The sequence below is a fragment of the Ensifer adhaerens genome (genome assembly GCF_002007205.1).
Classification (GTDB): domain Bacteria; phylum Pseudomonadota; class Alphaproteobacteria; order Rhizobiales; family Rhizobiaceae; genus Ensifer; species Ensifer adhaerens_D.
The window spans coordinates 203561-220543 of the sequence record NZ_LAZS01000005.1; the positions used below are offsets into that span (position 1 = coordinate 203561).

At 63.3% G+C, this 16983-nt stretch carries 19 protein-coding genes; 11 read left to right on the forward strand and 8 right to left on the reverse strand.

Annotated elements, in window-relative coordinates:
* Positions 1 to 71: 71 nt before the first annotated feature.
* Together XB14_RS04640 and XB14_RS04645 are read right to left on the reverse strand one after the other, a co-directional pair.
* Positions 72 to 479, reverse strand: a complete 408-nt coding sequence (locus XB14_RS04640; RefSeq protein ID WP_077960503.1) for a VOC family protein — start codon at positions 477 to 479, stop codon at positions 72 to 74.
* Positions 480 to 748: 269 nt separating this feature from the next.
* Complete coding sequence (locus tag XB14_RS04645) at positions 749 to 1642, reverse strand: LysR family transcriptional regulator (RefSeq protein WP_077960504.1); 894 nt, start codon at positions 1640 to 1642, stop codon at positions 749 to 751.
* Positions 1643 to 1767: 125 nt separating this feature from the next.
* On the opposite strand from XB14_RS04645, the gene XB14_RS04650 reads away from it, so the two are divergent.
* Positions 1768 to 2172: a cupin domain-containing protein gene (locus tag XB14_RS04650; RefSeq protein ID WP_077960505.1), complete on the forward strand. Its 405-nt coding sequence runs from the start codon at positions 1768 to 1770 to the stop codon at positions 2170 to 2172.
* Positions 2173 to 2231: 59 nt separating this feature from the next.
* Positions 2232 to 3209: an aldo/keto reductase gene (locus tag XB14_RS04655; protein WP_077960506.1), complete on the forward strand. Its 978-nt coding sequence runs from the start codon at positions 2232 to 2234 to the stop codon at positions 3207 to 3209.
* Between the two features lie 276 nt (positions 3210 to 3485).
* On the opposite strand, the gene XB14_RS04660 is transcribed toward XB14_RS04655, so the two are convergent.
* On the reverse strand, positions 3486 to 3785 hold the full coding sequence (locus tag XB14_RS04660) for a hypothetical protein (RefSeq protein WP_077960507.1): 300 nt from the start codon (positions 3783 to 3785) through the stop codon (positions 3486 to 3488).
* A 249-nt stretch (positions 3786 to 4034) separates the two neighbouring features.
* Here XB14_RS04660 and panC point away from each other — a divergent pair, with 249 nt between their 5' ends.
* The 5 genes from panC (at position 4035) to XB14_RS04685 (ending at position 7393) form a co-directional block, all read left to right on the forward strand.
* A complete protein-coding gene (gene panC / locus XB14_RS04665; protein ID WP_077960508.1) occupies positions 4035 to 4910 on the forward strand; it encodes a pantoate--beta-alanine ligase in 876 nt (291 codons plus the stop codon).
* Position 4911: 1 nt separating this feature from the next.
* The gene (gene panB, locus XB14_RS04670) at positions 4912 to 5733 is read left to right on the forward strand and encodes a 3-methyl-2-oxobutanoate hydroxymethyltransferase (RefSeq protein ID WP_077960509.1); all 822 of its coding nucleotides are present in this window, start codon (positions 4912 to 4914) and stop codon (positions 5731 to 5733) included.
* A 212-nt stretch (positions 5734 to 5945) separates the two neighbouring features.
* On the forward strand, positions 5946 to 6662 hold the full coding sequence (locus tag XB14_RS04675) for an AzlC family ABC transporter permease (RefSeq protein WP_077960510.1): 717 nt from the start codon (positions 5946 to 5948) through the stop codon (positions 6660 to 6662).
* Between the two features lie 2 nt (positions 6663 to 6664).
* On the forward strand, positions 6665 to 6979 hold the full coding sequence (locus tag XB14_RS04680) for an AzlD family protein (RefSeq protein ID WP_077960511.1): 315 nt from the start codon (positions 6665 to 6667) through the stop codon (positions 6977 to 6979).
* 174 nt (positions 6980 to 7153) lie between these two features.
* Complete coding sequence (locus tag XB14_RS04685; RefSeq protein WP_077960512.1) at positions 7154 to 7393, forward strand: hypothetical protein; 240 nt, start codon at positions 7154 to 7156, stop codon at positions 7391 to 7393.
* A gap of 120 nt (positions 7394 to 7513) precedes the next feature.
* Here XB14_RS04685 and XB14_RS04690 read toward each other — a convergent pair whose 3' ends face one another.
* Positions 7514 to 9349, reverse strand: a complete 1836-nt coding sequence (locus tag XB14_RS04690; RefSeq protein WP_077960513.1) for an aminopeptidase P family protein — start codon at positions 9347 to 9349, stop codon at positions 7514 to 7516.
* Positions 9350 to 9935: 586 nt separating this feature from the next.
* Between XB14_RS04690 and XB14_RS04695 the strand changes: the two genes are divergently transcribed.
* Positions 9936 to 10208 carry a hypothetical protein gene (locus XB14_RS04695; RefSeq protein WP_077960514.1) on the forward strand — a complete coding sequence of 91 codons (273 nt, stop codon included), beginning with the start codon at positions 9936 to 9938 and terminating at the stop codon, positions 10206 to 10208.
* A gap of 322 nt (positions 10209 to 10530) precedes the next feature.
* Here the strand turns inward: XB14_RS04695 and XB14_RS04700 are convergent, their stop codons facing one another.
* The 3 genes from XB14_RS04700 to XB14_RS33070 form a co-directional block, all read right to left on the reverse strand.
* Positions 10531 to 11406, reverse strand: a complete 876-nt coding sequence (locus XB14_RS04700; protein ID WP_077960515.1) for a 50S ribosomal protein L11 methyltransferase — start codon at positions 11404 to 11406, stop codon at positions 10531 to 10533.
* Positions 11407 to 11566: 160 nt separating this feature from the next.
* Positions 11567 to 12166: an SCO family protein gene (locus tag XB14_RS04705; RefSeq protein ID WP_077960516.1), complete on the reverse strand. Its 600-nt coding sequence runs from the start codon at positions 12164 to 12166 to the stop codon at positions 11567 to 11569.
* A 333-nt stretch (positions 12167 to 12499) separates the two neighbouring features.
* Positions 12500 to 12658: a hypothetical protein gene (locus XB14_RS33070; protein ID WP_179119527.1), complete on the reverse strand. Its 159-nt coding sequence runs from the start codon at positions 12656 to 12658 to the stop codon at positions 12500 to 12502.
* A gap of 370 nt (positions 12659 to 13028) precedes the next feature.
* Here XB14_RS33070 and XB14_RS04710 point away from each other — a divergent pair, with 370 nt between their 5' ends.
* From XB14_RS04710 to XB14_RS04720, 3 genes are all read left to right on the forward strand, one after another.
* Positions 13029 to 15128: a methyl-accepting chemotaxis protein gene (locus XB14_RS04710; protein WP_077960517.1), complete on the forward strand. Its 2100-nt coding sequence runs from the start codon at positions 13029 to 13031 to the stop codon at positions 15126 to 15128.
* A 2-nt stretch (positions 15129 to 15130) separates the two neighbouring features.
* Positions 15131 to 15595: a chemotaxis protein CheW gene (locus XB14_RS04715; RefSeq protein WP_034792537.1), complete on the forward strand. Its 465-nt coding sequence runs from the start codon at positions 15131 to 15133 to the stop codon at positions 15593 to 15595.
* Between the two features lie 423 nt (positions 15596 to 16018).
* Positions 16019 to 16321, forward strand: coding sequence for a hypothetical protein (locus XB14_RS04720; RefSeq protein WP_077960518.1), 303 nt, complete (start codon positions 16019 to 16021; stop codon positions 16319 to 16321).
* A 132-nt stretch (positions 16322 to 16453) separates the two neighbouring features.
* Here the strand turns inward: XB14_RS04720 and XB14_RS04725 are convergent, their stop codons facing one another.
* The gene (locus XB14_RS04725; RefSeq protein WP_077960519.1) at positions 16454 to 16951 is read right to left on the reverse strand and encodes a CreA family protein; all 498 of its coding nucleotides are present in this window, start codon (positions 16949 to 16951) and stop codon (positions 16454 to 16456) included.
* Positions 16952 to 16983: the final 32 nt, after the last annotated feature.

A 16983-nucleotide genomic window follows, 5' to 3' on the forward strand; every position in this document is an offset into this window, starting at 1 on the left:
TCATTCGATCACACAAAAACGCCCGCCGCTTTCGGCGGCGGGCGCTGGGCTGGTGGCGTTGTCTTGGAAAATCAGCCCTGCTGCTGGGCTGCTTCCTGGTCCATCCACATGAATTCCCAGACGTGACCGTCGAGGTCCTGGAAGGAGATGCCGTACATGAATCCGTAGTCGAGCGCCGGCTTCCACGGCTTGGCGCCGGCGGCGAGCGCCTTGGCGAGCATGTCGTCGACTTCGGCGCGGCTGGAAGCGGAAAGGGCGGTGATGACTTCTGTGCCCTTCCTGGCGTCGCTGATTTCGCCGGTGATGAAGTCGCGGAACTTCGGCTCGGTCAGAAGCATGACGAAAATATTGTCCGAGATCACCGTGCAGGCGGCGGTCTCATCGGAGAACTGCTCGTTGAAGGTGAAGCCGAGGGCGGCGAAGAACGCGCGCGACGCCTTGAGATCCTTGACCGGCAGGTTTACGAAAATCATGCGCATGAAATGCTCCTTGGAATGGATTTTGTGTTTTACGGATCTGATCACTTCGTAGTTTCGACGAAACCGCGGAGCGATCCAACTCTTTGATTGGCGCAACTCCCGACGGAAAACCGCGTCGCACTTTTCCTGGAGTTGCCCTAAGGACGAATGCCGGTCGACGATCCCGACAGCGGCTCAAAGATTTTTTTTTTGAGCCTGGGAGATGTGGGGTGCATGCAAAGGTTTTCAACAGCAATTTCTGGTCGCGCCGAGAAGCCGGTCTGTCGCGATTACCCCCGATACCGCAACGCCTCCACCAGCACCGCAAAAGCCGGCGAAGACTGGCGGCGGCTGGGGTAGTAGAGATGGTAGCCGGGGAACGGATCGCACCAGTCTTCAAGTACCCGGATCAGCCGACCCTCGGCGATGTGGGTAAGCACCGATTCTTCGGGCGCGAAGGCGAGGCCGAAGCCGGCGAGGCAGGCGGTCAGCCGGTGGGCGAGCCGGCTGAAGACCAGTTGTCCGTCGACCCGGACCTTCAGCTCGCGGCCGTCCTTTTCGAACTCCCAGGCATAGATGCCGCCATAGGTGGGTAGCCTCAGGTTGATGCAGCGGTGCTGGGTCAGGTCCTGCGGGACGACGGGCTTCGGGTGTTTCTCGAAATATGCGGGCGCGCCGACCACGGCCATGCGCATGTCCGGACCGATGCGCACGGCGATCATGTCCTTGGCCACCTGTTCGCCGAGGCGAACGCCGGCGTCATAGCGCTCGGCCACGATGTCAGTGAGGCCATAGTCGATTGTTATCTCGACCTTGATTTCGGGATAGTCGGGAAGGAGCTTTTCGAGCTTCGGCCAGAGCACGGTTTCGGCCGCGTGCTCGGCGGTGGTGAAACGCACCGTGCCTGCCGGCTTGTCCCGGATGTCGCTGAGCGCTGTCAGTTCCGTTTCCAGTTGCTCCAGATGCGGGACGAGGGTGGCAAGCAGCCGTTCGCCGGCTTCCGTCGGCGAGACGCTGCGAGTGGTGCGGGTAAGCAAGCGCACGCCAAGCCGTGCCTCAAGCGCCCGCATCGCGTGGCTGAGCGCTGATTGGGAAACGCCGAGTTGAGCCGCGGCTCGCGTGAAGCTGCGCTCGCGCGCCACAGCCGAGAAGGCGATGAGGTCGTTGATGTTTTCGCGCAGCATTCATGAACACCTCTCATAGGTCCATGCCGTTTATACCATCTAATCGCTGGCGCCAGCCACGACTAAATTGTGCAGAGCAGCAAGACAGCCGGCGGATCGCCCGGGTCTGCCAAGGAGAAGACGTCATGGACATCAGGAGAAGCGGTTCGCAACCCTCGGCCAAGGGGCCGGAAGACTGGTTTAGCGGCACGGTTCGCATCGACCCGCTGTTTCCGGTGCGCGAACCGGCGCGCGCTGCCGGCAATACCGTCACTTTCGAGCCCGGCGCCCGCACGGCCTGGCACACGCATCCGCTCGGACAGGTGCTAATCGTCGTTTCCGGACTTGGCCGCGTCCAACGGGCGGGTGGGCCGGTCGAAATCATCCGGCCGGGCGACGTCATCTGGTTCGAGCCGGGCGAAAAACACTGGCACGGGGCCGCGCCGACGACCGCCATGACCCATATCGCCATCCAGGAGTCCCTCGACGGCAAGGCGGTCGACTGGATGGCGAAGGTGACCGACACCGAATACGGCGCGGAGGCGAAGTAGCCTGCCAGACTTGCCGCTCGAAGTCCTTCGACTTCGCGGCCTGATCAAGGAGAATGACAATGCAGAAACGCAAACTTGGAAAGAGTAATCTCGAAGTCTCGGCTATCGGCTTCGGCTGCATGGGCCTCAGCTACGGCTATGGCCCGGCAACGGAGCGCACGGACGCGATCAAGCTCATCCGCACGGCGCATGAGCTCGGCGTGACCTTCTTCGACAGCGCCGAGGCCTATACGGGCAACGAGGACCTGGTCGGCGAGGCGCTGGCGCCGATCCGCGATGAAGTGGTGATCGCCACCAAGTTCGGCTTCCTCAACGGCGATGTCACTCAGGGTTTGGACAGCCGGCCGGAGCGTATTCGGCAGGTGGCCGAAACGGCGCTGAAGCGGCTGCGGACGGATCGGATCGATCTCTTCTACCAGCACCGCGTCGATCCGAACGTGCCGATCGAGGATGTCGCCGGCGCGGTGAAGGACCTGATCGCCGCGGGCAAGGTCGGCCATTTCGGGATGTCGGAGGCGGGCGCCGCCTCGATCCGCCGCGCACATGCGGTGCAGCCGGTCACGGCGCTGCAGAGCGAGTATTCGCTCTGGTGGCGCGAGCCGGAGACCGAGATCCTGCCGCTGCTCGAGGAGCTCGGCATCGGCTTCGTGCCCTTCAGCCCGCTCGGCAAGGGGTTCCTGACGGGCGCGATCAACGAGAACACGACCTTCGACAAAAGCGATTTCCGCATGATCGTGCCGCGGTTCTCGCCCGAGGCGCGGCGCGCCAACCAGGCGTTGGTCGATCTGCTCGGCGCCATTGCCGAGGCCAAGGGTGTGACCAAGGCGCAGATCGCGCTTTCGTGGCTCCTGGCGCAGAAGCCGTGGATCGTGCCGATCCCCGGCACGACGAAGCGGCACCGGCTGGAAGAAAATCTGGGGGCGGCCGGTGTCACGCTCACGGCCGCGGAGCTTGGCGAGATCCAGACGGCGCTCTCCGCCGTCGAGGTGCGGGGTGCCCGCTATCCGCAGCATCTGCAGCAGCGGGTCGGGAAGTAGGCGGCGAGGCGCGCAAGTGATCGGCGTCGCTTGCTGAAGGGGGCATCGCGCTCTCGGCGTAAGTCGCGGAGAGAATTCGGCCTTGAAATCCTCCCTCATTCCTGTGCTTGTCACAGGAATCCAGAAGCCCAAGTCCTTGGGCTAGTCGTCCTTTGACCCGACGGACGTCGGGTCGCTGGATCACCGCCACGAGGGCGAGGATGAGGGGAGAGTGAGGCGCCTTTCGCGCCCCATGAGGACTTTGGATAACTCCGAAGTTACTTCGAGTGCAGCCAACTATTTCACAGTGCAGACCCCATTGGCCCCGCCCTTGCCGGTGTAGGAGACGCTGGACGTTCCATCGGGATTGATGCTGAGAGAGATGGTGACGCCGGCGCCCTTGGCCTCGTAATAGTTCTCGTTGAACACCTTCAGCTTGGCTTCCTTGCCGTTGATGTAGATCGGGCCGCCCTCATCGGCGTGAACATCGATCTTGCCGGGGCAGGTGGCGTTGACGAGCGGGATCTTGGCTTCGGCCGCACCGGCCAAGGCAAGCGTCGGAAGAAGAATGCCGAGAAGGCGCAGGCAGGGTTTCATCTCGCTCTCCAGCGTGGGTTGCAGGTGGCATCGATGGCCAACCGTGACAGGCTGCCGGTGGAAGTCAAGCGCGGCTGAGCGTCACGAAGCTGTCATCAATCCGATTGTTTTTTTGCGCTGCACAAGATAGAGGATTGCAGCCGAATTTTATGCAAATGCCTTTTCGCGGAGCAGGTCGCGGCCATCTCCGAAGGTAGCGCGCCAGCACCCCAAAGGTCAGGGCGCCGGCGCGGATTGGAGGGTCCGGAGATGAAGACGTTCACCACCATCGCCGAGCTGCGTGCAGCGCTTGCCGAGCATAGACGCGCCGCCAAGACGGTCGGCTTCGTGCCGACCATGGGCTACCTGCATGTCGGCCATATGGAGTTGATGCGCCGGGCCCGCGAGGAAAACGACATCGTCGTTGCCAGCATCTTCGTCAATCCGCTGCAGTTCGGCGCCAACGAGGATCTTTCCAAATATCCGCGCGATCTCGCCCGCGACCAGGCGATGCTCGAAGAGGGCAATGTCGACTATCTCTTTGCCCCCGGTGTTGCCGACATGTATCCGCGACCGATGGAAACGGTGGTCGACGTGCCGACGCTTGGCAGCGAGCTCGAGGGCTCCGTGCGCCCCGGTCATTTCGCCGGCGTTGCCACCGTCGTCACCAAGCTCTTCAACATCGTCCAGCCGGACCGCGCCTATTTCGGCGAGAAGGATTTCCAGCAGTTACAGATCATCCGCCGCATGGTCGACGATCTCGCCCAGCCGGTCACTGTCATCGGCGTACCGACGGTGCGCGAGGCCGACGGGCTCGCCTGTTCGTCGCGCAATGTCTACCTGACGGCAGACGAGCGCCGCGCCGCGGCGATCGTGCCGAAGGCGCTGGATGAAGCGGCGCGTTTTGTCGCCTCCGGCGTCAGCGACGTGACGACGCTTGAAAAGGCCGTCACCGAATTTCTTTCGAGCGAGCCGCTGGCCAGGCCCGAAGTCGTGGCCGTACGCGATCCGGAGACGCTGGAGACGATCGAGACGATCGGCGACCGGCCGGTGCTGCTGCTTCTCTTCGTCCGCTTCGGCACGACGAAGCTGCTCGACAACCGCGTGATCGCCCCGAAATCCGCGTCATTCAAAAAGGTTGCCTGACATGAGCGTGCAGTCCCAGAAGCGCCGGCTCAGCCCCGCCAATATCGAAGCGCTGAAGGGCGAGCGCCCGATCGTCAGCCTGACGGCCTATACGACGCCGATCGCAAGGCTGCTCGATCCGCATGTGGATTTCCTGCTGGTCGGCGATTCCGTCGGCATGGTGCTCTACGGTCTTGATACGACCGTCGGGGTGACGCTCGAAATGATGATCGCCCACGGCCAGGCGGTCATGCGCGGCTCGCAGCAGGCCTGCGTGGTCATCGACATGCCCTTCGGTTCCTACCAGGAATCGAAGGAGCAGGCGTACCGCAGTGCGGCGCGTATCCTGAAGGAAACCGGCTGCAGCGCGGTGAAGCTCGAAGGCGGGGCGGAAATGGCCGAGACGGTCGAGTTCCTCGTCAACCGCGGTATCCCGGTGCTCGGCCATGTCGGCCTGATGCCGCAGCTCGTCAACACGACAGGCGGCTACCGGTCGGTCGGCCGCAACGACAAGGAAGTGGCAAAGATCCGCCGCGACGCCAAGGCGATCGACGATGCCGGTGCTTTTGGCATCGTGATCGAGGGCACGGTCGAGCCGGTCGCCCGCGAGATCACGGCCGAGTTGCGCTCGCCGACCATCGGCATCGGCGCATCGCCCGCCTGTGACGGCCAGATCCTCGTCTCTGACGACATGCTCGGTCTCTTCAACGACTTCAAGCCGCGCTTCGTCAAGCACTTCGCCGAGCTTGCCCCGGCAATCTCCAAGGCAGCCGAGGACTATGCGGCCGAGGTGAAGGCGCGGACCTTCCCGGGTATCGAGCACACGTTCCAGGTCAAGAAATAAGACGCGGTTGCGCCCAAGGCATCCAAGATCTTGATATTCTGCGCACCGGTTTCTTGATCGGTGCGCATTTTGTTCAAGCCTTGTTCGGGCAAGGCATCATAAAATTCAATCAATGTATCAGCGCATTTGAATTGTTGCCGGGGGCGCAAGCGCCTATCAGTCCGGCACCGGCCGCACGGCGCACTCGTTCGTCTCGGCCGGCGGAGGTTTCCATGACAAAAGACGATTTCTGGGAAGGGGTCCGTGGCGGCTTTCCCATCATGCTGGCGGCATCGCCCTTCGGCGCGCTGTTCGGGGCGCTTGCGGTCGACAACGGCTTTACCATTGCCGATGCGGTGTTCATGAGCGCGACCGTCTATGCCGGTGCCAGCCAGATGGTCGGCATCGAGCTTTTCGGCAACAACGTCCAGCCCTGGCTGGTGGTGCTTTCGGTCTTTGCCGTCAACTTCCGCCACGTGCTCTATTCGGCCTCGATCGCCAAATATGTCCGGCACTTCACCTTCGGTCAGAAGTTCCTCGCGTTCTTCCTTCTGGTCGACCCGCAATATGCCGAGACCGAGAAGCGCGGCGAGCGCGGCCTGCCGATCAGCTTTTCCTGGTATCTCGGCTTCGGGTTGATCATCTACATACCCTGGATCATCAACACGCTCATCGGCGCGATCTTCGGCCAGATGATCGGCGACCCGAAGGCGATCGGCCTCGACGTGCTGCTACCCGTCTACTTCATGGGGCTGGTCATGGGCTTCCGCAAGCGTGACCGGTTCCTGCCGATCGTCGCGGTCTCGGGTCTCGCCTCGGTTGCCGGCATGCACTTCGTCGGTTCGCCCTGGCATGTGAGCATCGGCGCGCTTGCCGGCATCGTGCTTGCCGCGTGCCTGCCGCCGAGCAATCAGGCGCCCGCACCCGCCGCCGTCGAGAAGGAGGCGTGAGCATGGATCCGCAACACCTCAACCTCATCTACCTGATCATCGCGGCCGCGGTCGCGACCTTCCTGACGCGCGTCGGCGGCTATATCCTGATCACCCAGATGAAAGAGATCCCGCCGCGGCTTGAGGCGGCGCTCAACGCCGTTCCCGCAGCCGTTCTGACGACGCTGGTGGCCCCGGCCTTCGTCTACGGCGGGCTCGACGTGACGATCGCCATGTTCGTCGCCTTTGCCATCGCGCTCGGGCTGAACCTCTCGACCCTGCGCATGCTCGTCATCGGCTGGGTGGTGGTCATGGTGATCCGGCATCTGGCGATGTAGGACGCCCGTCCGCGGCGGTGTGCGAAGCCGTGGACGGATCCGTTGCGCCCGTTTCGATTGGCGGCGCGCGCATCCTGGACTATGATCTCTGCCGTTGCCGGAGAGGCAGGACATACCCCGTCAGGTGGCGTGCGACGTCACCGCATGAAGCCTCCCGGCGGTGGAGGAGCGACCATGTTGACCAGGATCTCTATTGCCCTTTTGCTGGCGCTCGCGCCGGCAACGGCCTTTGCCAATCAATGCCCGACCATGATGAAGGCGATCGATGCGGCCATGCAGACCGCTTCCCTGTCCGATGCCGACATGGCCAAGGTCAAGGAATTGCGCACCAAGGGTGAGGCACAGCACCAGGCTGGCGATCACGCCGGTTCGGAGGCCTCGCTTGGCGAAGCGAAGAAGCTTCTGGGCATCTGAACGAGAGGCCGGGATTCCGGAGACCAAGGTCTGGCCGGAGAGGGCGCAGCACGCAATCGGCTGCGCGACGCCTCGTTGTGTGGGCTCCCGCGACAGCAGGAGCCCAGCAGAGAGCCTGACTCAGCGTGAAAGCGCTTCCGTTGCGGCCTTCAGCCAGTCGCGGGTCTCGTCGCTCGCAAGCAGCGGCATCAGCTTTTCGCGCGTCTCGGCGTGATAGGCGTTGAGCCAGCCGAGTTCCTCGTCGGTCAGAAGCGCCGGCAGCACCAGGCGGCGGTCGATCGGGCAGAAGGTGATCGTGTCGAAGCCGAGCATCGGCAGGTCGCCGCCGTCAACCGTCGTCGCCGGCTGCACCACGATGAGGTTTTCGATGCGGATGCCGAAGGCGCCGGGGCGATAGTAGCCGGGCTCGTTGGAAAGAATCATGCCGGGCAGAAGCTCCTGGGTGGAAAGCCGGGCGATGCGCTGCGGGCCTTCATGCACCGAGAGATAGGAGCCGACGCCATGGCCGGTGCCGTGGGCATAGTCGGCGCCCGCCTTCCAAAGCGCAATGCGGGCGAGCGGATCGAGGTCGACGCCGCGCGAGCCCTTGGGAAAACGCGCCAGGCTGATCGCGATCATGCCTTTCAATACCAGGGTGAAGAAGCGCTTCTGCTCCTCGGGAACGGCGCCGATGGCGACCGTGCGGGTGATGTCGGTGGTGCCGTTGATATACTGCGCGCCGGAATCGATCAGGAACATCGTGCCCGCTTCGATCGCCTGATCGGTGGCGGTGGTGACGCGGTAGTGCATGATTGCCGCATGGGCGCCGGCGCCGGAGATCGTGTCGAAGGAGATGTCCTTCAGCGGGTTCTGCATGCGCTCGCCGACGGTGGCGCGGGCGGCTTCGAGCTGGTTGGTGGCGCCGATCTCGGTGACCGTGCCCGGCTGCTGGCTGTCGAGCCAGGCAAGGAACTCGACCATGGCGGCACCATCTTGCAGATGGGCGCGGGTCGAACCTTCGATCTCGGCCTTGTTCTTCTGGGCGCGCGGCAGGCGGGCCGGGTCGACCGCTTCGACGATCTTGCCGCCCTTGGAGCGGATCAGCTCGGAAATGGCGAAGGAGGCGAGATCGGGATCGATCATGACGGAGGCGCCGGCGGTGCCGAGAGCCCGCAGACGGTCGTCGAAGGTCGAGGGTGAGACGATGTCGGCGATCTGGGTGAGGTAGGCCTCCTGCTCGATCCCGGTCTTGCGCTTGTCGAGGAAGAGCTCGGTGTGGCCGTCGGCATGGATGATAGCGCGCGCCAGCGGATGCGGTGTGTGCGGTACGTCGGACCCGCGGATGTTGAAGGTCCAGGCGACGGAGGAGGGGTCGGTCAGCACGACGGCCGAAGCGCCCGCCTTGTCGAGGCCGGAAGCGATCGTCGCGATCTTGTCCTTGGCAAGCGTGCCCGCATGTTCGATCGGCTGGATCGTGACCTTGCCGAGCGGGGCGGCCGGGCGGTTGCTCCAAATCCTGTCGAGCGGATTGTGATCGAGGAAGACGAGCGCGCCGCCGAGCGTGGCGAGCGCCTTTTCCAGCCGTCGCACTTCGGCGCCGGTATGAACCCAGGGATCGATGCCGAGCTTGAAGCCCTTGGGCCCATGGTTTTCCAACCAGAGATGCGGCGGCTCGCCGATGAGGTCGCCGCCGGTAAAGACGCTGCCATCCACCTGTTCCTTGAGCTGCGTGACGTAACGTCCGTCGACGAAGACGACGGCTTCACGCCGCGTGATCAGCGCAACGCCGGCCGAGCCGGTAAAGCCCGTCAGCCACGACAGGCGCTCGGACGAGGCGGGCACGTATTCGCCCTGGAACTCGTCGGCGCGCGGCACGAGAAAGCCGTCGATGCCAAGGGCCGCGAAGGACGCGCGCAGGGCTTCGGTGCGCTCCTTGCCGAACTGCGGCGTGGAGGTGACTTCAAAAGACTGAAACATGAGGGAATTCCGGTACATTGAGCGGCAGACCGCGGGAAAGATGTGGCGCCATGTTAGCGGAAATGGCCCGTGGCGGGAAAGAGGCGATATCCTGTAAGAGGCGGCCCGCCCACGGTTCTCGCAATGCCTCAGGTTGCAAGCCGAGAGGAGGGCAATTGCTCACTTGCCATACATATGCGCTCAGTGCATGGCACCCATGCTCAGAAAACTCTTTCTCTATCGGAATAATAGTTTATAAGCCGCCTCAACGAACACGGACGAACATCCGGTGGTTCAAAAAGCTGCGGTTCCGAGAATAGTTGGTCACTCTGTTCTCCTCCTCCCTCAAGGGTGGTCAGCTTCGGAACGGTAGACGCCCGCTCGAGCACTCCTCCTCCTCAGGCTCGCGGGCATGGTTGGTCACAAGCCAACCAGCAGGCGATGCCTCCGGCATCGCCTAAGTTTCGAAAGGCCGCCCGTCATGATGGACGAGGCGGCCTTTTCGTTTTTCCTCCGCAACTAGGTAGAACCGCGGGTTCTACATTGTTCGTCGTGCTTCTGATCGTTAAATGGATGCCGCGCTGCTTTTTGAGGAGAATGGCAAAAGATGCGTTCAGAGTCCGCCACTGAAGACAAAGCAGTCAAACTCCTTCAAGGCGTCGACAGCCTAAGGCGCGTTTGGATCGTCCAGCGCGACGATGGGGTGTATGTTCTCAAGCCTGAGGAATGGTATCAAAACGTAATCGATGGGGAACTCGTCGCAGAAGGGTGGAAGCCGATTTATGGTGAGTACGGCCTCTTTGGAGGTGCAGACTTGGCCGAGCGCGACGCGCTGGTCAGGTTTGTTTGGCTGATGGAAACCCAAGATCCTGCCCTGTGACAGCCCTTAATGCTCGCAATTCCCAGATGGTCGTTGCTGCCTGGTGCGCGTTTATATGTCGACCCAAGCCCCTCACCCTAACCTCTCCCCGCAGGCGGGGCGAGGGGACGTGCCCGAAGCCCGGCACACCCCCGAGGGACGCGGGTCGCATAGCCTGGCGACAAGCCGGCGGTTGTGATTGGGCAAGAGAGCGCCGCAGGTCCCTTCGCCCCGCTTGCGGGGAGAAGGTGGCGGCAGCCGGATGAGGGGGCTTTTACCTCAGCAATGAATAGAATGCATCTGGCCGGGCGGCACGCGTCTGTGGCGGTCGCCCAGTCGCGCCTCACTTCTCCAGATGAATCGTCACCCAGCCGTTGCGCCAGATGGTGCGCACGTGGCGCAGGTGCTGGCCGTTGTAGTGAGCAAGCACCTTCCAGCGCTGTTCGGCAAGAATGCCCGAGAGAATGACCGAGCCGCCGGGGGCGAGGTTGGCGACGAGCTGCGGCGCCATCTTCATCAAGGGGCGGGCGAGAATGTTGGCGATGATGAGGTCGAACGGCCCGTTGCTGCTGAAGGCGGTCGAGTGGAAGCCGGGTGCAGTGGCAAAGGTCATGCCGGTGACGACGCCGTTCACCCGGGCGTTTTCCTCCGCGACGCGGGTGGCGATCGGGTCGATGTCGGTGGCGAGCACCGGCACGTGCATCAGCTTCCAGGCGGCGATCGCCAGCACGCCGCTGCCGGTGCCAAGGTCGAGCACGTTCTTCACGGTGCGGGTGCGCGCGACCGAGGCGAGCACTTCGAGACAGCCGGCAGTGGTGCCGTGGTGGCCGGTGCCGAAGGCCTGGCCGGCATCGATCTCGATTGCGATCTCGCCGGTCTTCACCTTATCGCGGTCATGCGAGCCGTGGACGACGAAGCGGCCGGCGCGAACCGGCGCGAGGCCTTCGAGCGACTTGGCGATCCAGTCGATATCGGGCAGCACTTCGCGCTCGATCGGAAGATGGCCGAAGTCTTGCGTGAGCGCTTCGGCGAGGCGTTCGTTCACACCCTCCTCGTCGACCGCCATCATGTAGATCGAGGCTTCCCAGATGTCGCGCTTCTCGTCGACTTCCGTTGTGCCGATCGCAAAGTCCTCTTCGCCGAAGACCTCGCTCATGCGGTCGAGCACGGCTTCCGCCTGCTTTTCGGTGGTGGTGACGAAAAGTCTGATCTCGCTCAAGGGTCCGTCCTTCGGCTGGGAAATCCGCCGCCCGCATCAAACCGTGGAAGGGTGCGCCAAGCGTCGGCAATCGTGTGCTGTGCGCTATCACGATTGCCCCACAAAGGCAAAGCGCCGGACGGGGCCGGCGCTTGCATCTTCGCGGTCACGATTAAAGGGCTCAGCCCTTGGTGAGGTTTTCCAGTTTCTTGACCGCGGTCTCCGGGTTCTCCTCATAGGCGATCGTGCCGGAGAACTTGCCATTCGCGTCCAGCAGGAAGACCGACGCGGTGTGGTCCATGGTGTACTCGCCGTCCGGCTTGGCGGCGTCGACCGGAACCTTCTTGGCGTAGACGCGGAAGCCCTTGACCATCTCCATGACCTTGTCGGCCGGGCCGGAAATGCCGGTGATGCGCTTGGAGACGTTGGAGACGTACTGACCGAGGATTTCGGGCGTGTCGCGCTCGGGGTCGACGGTGATGAAATAGGCTTGCAGCTTGTTGCCTTCGGGGTCGACCTTTTCCAGCCAGCCGTTCAGCTCGAACAGCGTCGTCGGGCAGACCTCGGGGCAATGGGTGAAGCCGAAGAAGAGCGCGGTCGGCTTGCCGGTGAAGGCCTTCTCGGTGATTTCCTTGCCGTCCTGGGCGACCAGCGTGAAGGGAACGCCGAAGGGGCCGGAGGCGGCCTGCTCTTTCGACTGCGTCATTTCATAGCTCAGCCAGCCCAGGATACCCGCCATGACGACGACGGCGGTCCAGAGGACGATGCGGATGGTTTTCATGCGTGCTACCGATTTGTTGGGGCCGAGGACGGCCGTGTCCGGTTGATCGGCCCTTGATACCGCCTTCACCGAGGCCGCGCAAATGGGACAATTGCCGCAGGTTGTGGGCGGGCCGAGATCAGAGGCTGCCCCTCATCCCGCTGCCGCGACCTTCTCCCCGTCATGACGGGGAGAAGGAGCCGTGTGGCGATCTCCCGCTCCGACAATGAGTCCCCGGTGCCCCAACCCCGCCGCAGGAGAACCGCACGGTGACGTCTCGCTCGCTCTCGTCCCCTCTCCCCGCAAGCGGGGAGAGGGTTAGGGTGAGGGGCAAAACTTGGAAGCGTGGTCGCGCTAAAAGCACCAGGAAAGGCCGGACTGGGCGAGGGCGAGGAACATCTCGGCGCCGTTTTCCATCCAGCCGCGGAAGGCGAGCAGGAGGACGATGGCGATCGCGGCCGCAAGGGTGGCGGCGAGTGGCAGGCGGATCGAGCGCTGGGTCTTCGTGTTCATGGGCGCAATCATAACATCTCGCGCGGGAAGGGGAAGCCGGCCCGAGCGTCGCGCACTTATGGCGGGTGAGCCCGACGCCGGACAAGGGTGAAAAACCAGGGGCTGCCGCCCTGATCGATTGTGCCGTTGATCGCCGGGAAAACCGGTGCTTGCGATAAATATGCGCGATCTCGAAAATAAGGCGCTTTCCCTGGGGATCGGCGGGGCGCCTTAGCGAATGTTTAAGGTCTGTTTGACAGTGTTTTTCCAGCGCGGGGGAGCGTTTGGCTCCGACATGACATGAGGTCATCCGGTTTGATCGAGCCCGGTTTTCCGCATCGATCCTAACGGAGGATCCGGCCCGCGCCGGGTCCGTGAGCATGGACTGTCTATGACTGCCTCGTCTTCCCCATTGAAGCGCAATCTTTCCGTAAGCCAGCGGCTGGCAACCCTTGCCGGTGCGGCCTTCGTCGGTTTTGGCTCCGTGCTCGGGGTCGGCTGGTACGAGGGCGGACGCGCGAACGACACCCTCAAGGGGGCGATCACCGCGCAGAACGGCCTGACCACGGTCGAAGAGATCCGGCTCGCGACCACCAATCTCGTGCTCAATGCGATGGACAGCATCATCGACCGCGAGGAGGGGGCGATCCAGCCGGCGCGCGCCGCCAGCATCGCTGAGATCCTGCAATTGCTCGAGACGAAATCGACCGATATCAAGGCGCTCGCCGGCCTCATCGGTCGCAGCGATGCGCTTTCGACCTTTGACGCCGACGTGGCGGAACTGCGCCAGGCGATCGGCACCGACCTGAAGACGCTGATCGAAGGCAAGGCTTCGGCCGACGACTTCGGCAAGATCGACGATGCGATCGACGGCGCCGGCGAACGGGTCGCCGCAGCACTTGCCAGCCTCTCCGACGCGGCAACCACGCTGGTCCGGACGCGCGTCGCCGAGGCGCGCGCGGTCTCCGACCAGGCGTTCCAGATTCAACTCGCCTCCGGCCTTCTTGCCATGGCCACGCTTCTCTATCTGCTCTGGTTCCACGGTAGCACCCTCAGGCGCGGCATTCTCGCCTTGCGCGACGGCATGCAGCGGATCCAGAAAGGCGAACTTTCGACCAAGCTGGAAGCGCTCGACCGCGGCGACGAGATCGGCGCCATGGCGCGCTCCGTCGACCTCTTCCGCCTGTCGGCGATCGAGAAGCAATCGCTCGAGCAGAGTGCTGCCCACAGCCGCCGCGAGATCGAGAAGGAACGCGAACAGCAGCAGCAGGAGCGCGAGGAGGCGGTGCGCCGCATCCAGACGGCGATCGACAATCTCGGCCGCGCCCTGACGCAGCTTGCCGAGGGTGACCTTGCCGTTGCGATCGATCGGCCCTTCGACGGCAATCTCGACCAGCTCCGGCAGAACTTCAACCAGACGGTCGAGCGGCTGCGCGTGGTGCTTTCGAGCGTCAAGGACAACGCACTCTCCATTGAATCGAACGGGCGGCAGATGCGCACGGCGGCCGACGATCTGGCCCGCCGCACCGAGCGGCAGGCGGCTTCGCTGGAGCAGACCTCGGCGGCGCTGGACGAGATTACCGTTACGGTCCGCACCGCGACCCAGCGCGCCGAAGAGGCAAGCCAGATGGTCGACCAGACCCGCAACAATGCCGAGGAGTCCGGCCGCATCGTCGGCGAGGCGATTGCCGCCATGGCGCGCATCGAGGGTGCCTCGAACGAAATCGGCAAGATCATCAACGTCATCGACGAAATCGCCTTCCAGACCAATCTTCTGGCGCTGAACGCCGGCGTCGAGGCCGCGCGGGCGGGCGAGGCGGGCAAGGGCTTTGCGGTGGTGGCGCAGGAGGTGCGCGAACTGGCGCAGCGTGCCGCAGGTGCTGCCAAGGACATCAAGGCGCTCGTCAGCCGGTCAGGCAACGAGGTCGGCACCGGCGTCAAGCTGGTGCGGGCGACCGGCGACGCGCTGGGGCGGATCGGTACCGATGTCGCTCGGATCAATGAACTCATGACATCGATCGTGATGGCGGCGCGCGAGCAGTCGACGGGCCTCAGCGAGATCAGCACTGCCGTCGGCCAGCTCGACCAGATGACGCAGCAGAACGCCGCGATGGTCGAGCAGACCAACGCGTCGAGCCACACGCTGGCGCAGGACGCCGAACGCCTGACGGACCTCGTCGGCCAGTTCCGCGAAGGGCACACGATGCAGCGCGCCATGCCGACGGCGGGGCCGGCCCCTGTGACGCCAGCGGCAAGGACCGCTGCGCCGGTGCAGACGAAAAAACCTTCGGTTTCAGCCGTTCAGCGGCCGGTCGCCAAGGGCACCAGCGAAGCGGTGCCGCTGCGCAAGATCGGCGCTGCCAAAATGGCCTCGTTTCCAACTCCATCTCCCGCCAAGGCCCTGATGGGCAAGCTTGCGGGCGCATTCGGCAACAAACCGGGCTCGGTGCCGTCGACGACGGCCTCCGGTGAAAACTGGGAAGAATTCTGACCATGAGCAACGCAATCAAGCAGTCCGGCGCCTATCTCGAAATCGTATCGTTCCATCTCGGCGACCAGGAATTCTGCATCGACATCATGGCGATCCGCGAAATCCGCGGCTGGGCGCCGGTGACGCCGATGCCGCACACGCCGCCCTACGTGCTCGGCCTCATCAACCTGCGCGGCGCGGTGATCCCGGTCATCGACATGGCGGCCCGCCTCGGCATGAAGATGACCGAGCCGTCCGAGCGTTCGGCGATCATCGTCACCGACATCGCCGGCAAGCTCGTCGGCCTCCTGGTCGAGCAGGTCTCGGACATGATGACGATCAAGAGCGAGGCGCTGCAGCCGGCGCCGGAGATCATTCCGGAAGCGCAGCGCGCCTTCTGCCGCGGCATCGTCGCGCTCGAAAAGACCATGGTCTGCTTCCTCAACCTCGATACGGTCATTGCCGACGAACTGGCCCAGGCGGCCTGACGCAAATTCGTTCCTTGCTCGAGAAAGCTCCGGCGCACCCGCGCCGGGGCTTTCTTCCGTTTCGCCTGTAAGGCTTTTCATTCCTGCACGTTTTTGTCCTTAAATCGGGTGCGATTAAAGGAAACATGCAGTAGCGCGCGCCTGCGCACGTACTGGAACGATACGGTCAAGTTAAACTTCCGCAATGAACTTCACGCTTGGGCGATGCCATTGTGACAAAACGTCAAGTGGCTGGGCGGGTTACTTGTACTACTTTACCGGTGTTGCCGGGTGCCCGAACGGAGGCCGGGTGCCTGGTATTACTGCATGTTTCCTATCATCGTAGCCGATCAAAGGACAAAAACATGCAGAAGTTCAAAGCTCTACAGCGACCTTTGCGCGTCTGATCAGACGCGCGGCGCTGTAGCAACAGGAGTTGAACCTATGACAATCTCTCCCAGGAAACTCATTGCCGCGCTCTCCGTTACGATGGTCATGGCGTCGCCGGCCTTGGCCGACAGCTACTACCAGGGCATAGACGTCAACAATCCACCGGGAACGCAGAACACGCGCAAGGCGATGACGCCGATGACGCGGCCGTCCGCAACCGTTGACAGGATGTCGACGGGCAGCATCAACAGAACGTCCACACCGACTCCGGTCTACCGCGATCGCAGCCCCTATGGTGGATACCAGGGTGGTGACGGCGACTATTATCAGGGCATCGTCCCGCCGACGTCCTATTAGAACGATCAAGAGCGGAGTGGCTCCTCCCAGCCTTCCAACACACACCGCTCTGACGCGGTTTCTTGAGGCGCCCGTAAAGGGGACGGGCGCTTCAGCCGTGCGGCGGCCAGAAGACCGCAAGCGAGCGATCGATTATTGCGGCTTGCCGTTCTGCCAGGTGACGGTCTGCCCATAGAGCGGAATGGTGGTGATCGACATCTTGGCCGAGCCATCCGTCAATTCGCGCGAATGGGCGAGATAGATCAGCGTATCGTTCTTGCGGTCATAGATCCTGGTGACCAGGAGGTCTTTCCAGACCAGCGACAGTCCGGCGCGAAAGACTTCTTCCCCGTCCTTCGAAAGCTCGATATCGCCGATTTCGATCGGGCCGGTCTGCCGGCAGGCGATCGAATTGTTGGACGGATCCTCGAACCAGTTGCCGTTCTTCAGCCTGTCGATGACGCTGCGGTCGAAATAGGTGACATGGCAGGTCACGCCCTTGATCTTCGGGTCGCTGACGGCATCGATCATGATGTCGTTGCCGAGCCAGTCGACGCCGACTTCGCCGACCGTTTCGGCGCGGGCGGGCAGGGCGGCAGCGGCGAGCGTGGCAAGGCCGGCGAAAAAGAACGCACGAAGCGAACGCGACATGGAAATCCTCCTGCAGCGCCTGACGTTTCACG

What these genes read in the sequence shown, in the direction of transcription:
- XB14_RS04640 (WP_077960503.1), bottom strand. Translation starts at nt 479, where the DNA reads ATGCGCATGATTTTCGTAAACCTGCCGGTCAAGGATCTCAAGGCGTCG.
- XB14_RS04645 (WP_077960504.1), bottom strand. Translation starts at nt 1,642, where the DNA reads ATGCTGCGCGAAAACATCAACGACCTCATCGCCTTCTCGGCTGTGGCG.
- XB14_RS04650 (WP_077960505.1), top strand. Translation starts at nt 1,768, where the DNA reads ATGGACATCAGGAGAAGCGGTTCGCAACCCTCGGCCAAGGGGCCGGAA.
- XB14_RS04655 (WP_077960506.1), top strand. Translation starts at nt 2,232, where the DNA reads ATGCAGAAACGCAAACTTGGAAAGAGTAATCTCGAAGTCTCGGCTATC.
- XB14_RS04660 (WP_077960507.1), bottom strand. Translation starts at nt 3,785, where the DNA reads ATGAAACCCTGCCTGCGCCTTCTCGGCATTCTTCTTCCGACGCTTGCC.
- panC (WP_077960508.1), top strand. Translation starts at nt 4,035, where the DNA reads ATGAAGACGTTCACCACCATCGCCGAGCTGCGTGCAGCGCTTGCCGAG.
- panB (WP_077960509.1), top strand. Translation starts at nt 4,912, where the DNA reads ATGAGCGTGCAGTCCCAGAAGCGCCGGCTCAGCCCCGCCAATATCGAA.
- XB14_RS04675 (WP_077960510.1), top strand. Translation starts at nt 5,946, where the DNA reads ATGACAAAAGACGATTTCTGGGAAGGGGTCCGTGGCGGCTTTCCCATC.
- XB14_RS04680 (WP_077960511.1), top strand. Translation starts at nt 6,665, where the DNA reads ATGGATCCGCAACACCTCAACCTCATCTACCTGATCATCGCGGCCGCG.
- XB14_RS04685 (WP_077960512.1), top strand. Translation starts at nt 7,154, where the DNA reads ATGTTGACCAGGATCTCTATTGCCCTTTTGCTGGCGCTCGCGCCGGCA.
- XB14_RS04690 (WP_077960513.1), bottom strand. Translation starts at nt 9,349, where the DNA reads ATGTTTCAGTCTTTTGAAGTCACCTCCACGCCGCAGTTCGGCAAGGAG.
- XB14_RS04695 (WP_077960514.1), top strand. Translation starts at nt 9,936, where the DNA reads ATGCGTTCAGAGTCCGCCACTGAAGACAAAGCAGTCAAACTCCTTCAA.
- XB14_RS04705 (WP_077960516.1), bottom strand. Translation starts at nt 12,166, where the DNA reads ATGAAAACCATCCGCATCGTCCTCTGGACCGCCGTCGTCGTCATGGCG.
- XB14_RS33070 (WP_179119527.1), bottom strand. Translation starts at nt 12,658, where the DNA reads ATGAACACGAAGACCCAGCGCTCGATCCGCCTGCCACTCGCCGCCACC.
- XB14_RS04710 (WP_077960517.1), top strand. Translation starts at nt 13,029, where the DNA reads ATGACTGCCTCGTCTTCCCCATTGAAGCGCAATCTTTCCGTAAGCCAG.
- XB14_RS04715 (WP_034792537.1), top strand. Translation starts at nt 15,131, where the DNA reads ATGAGCAACGCAATCAAGCAGTCCGGCGCCTATCTCGAAATCGTATCG.
- XB14_RS04720 (WP_077960518.1), top strand. Translation starts at nt 16,019, where the DNA reads ATGACAATCTCTCCCAGGAAACTCATTGCCGCGCTCTCCGTTACGATG.
- XB14_RS04725 (WP_077960519.1), bottom strand. Translation starts at nt 16,951, where the DNA reads ATGTCGCGTTCGCTTCGTGCGTTCTTTTTCGCCGGCCTTGCCACGCTC.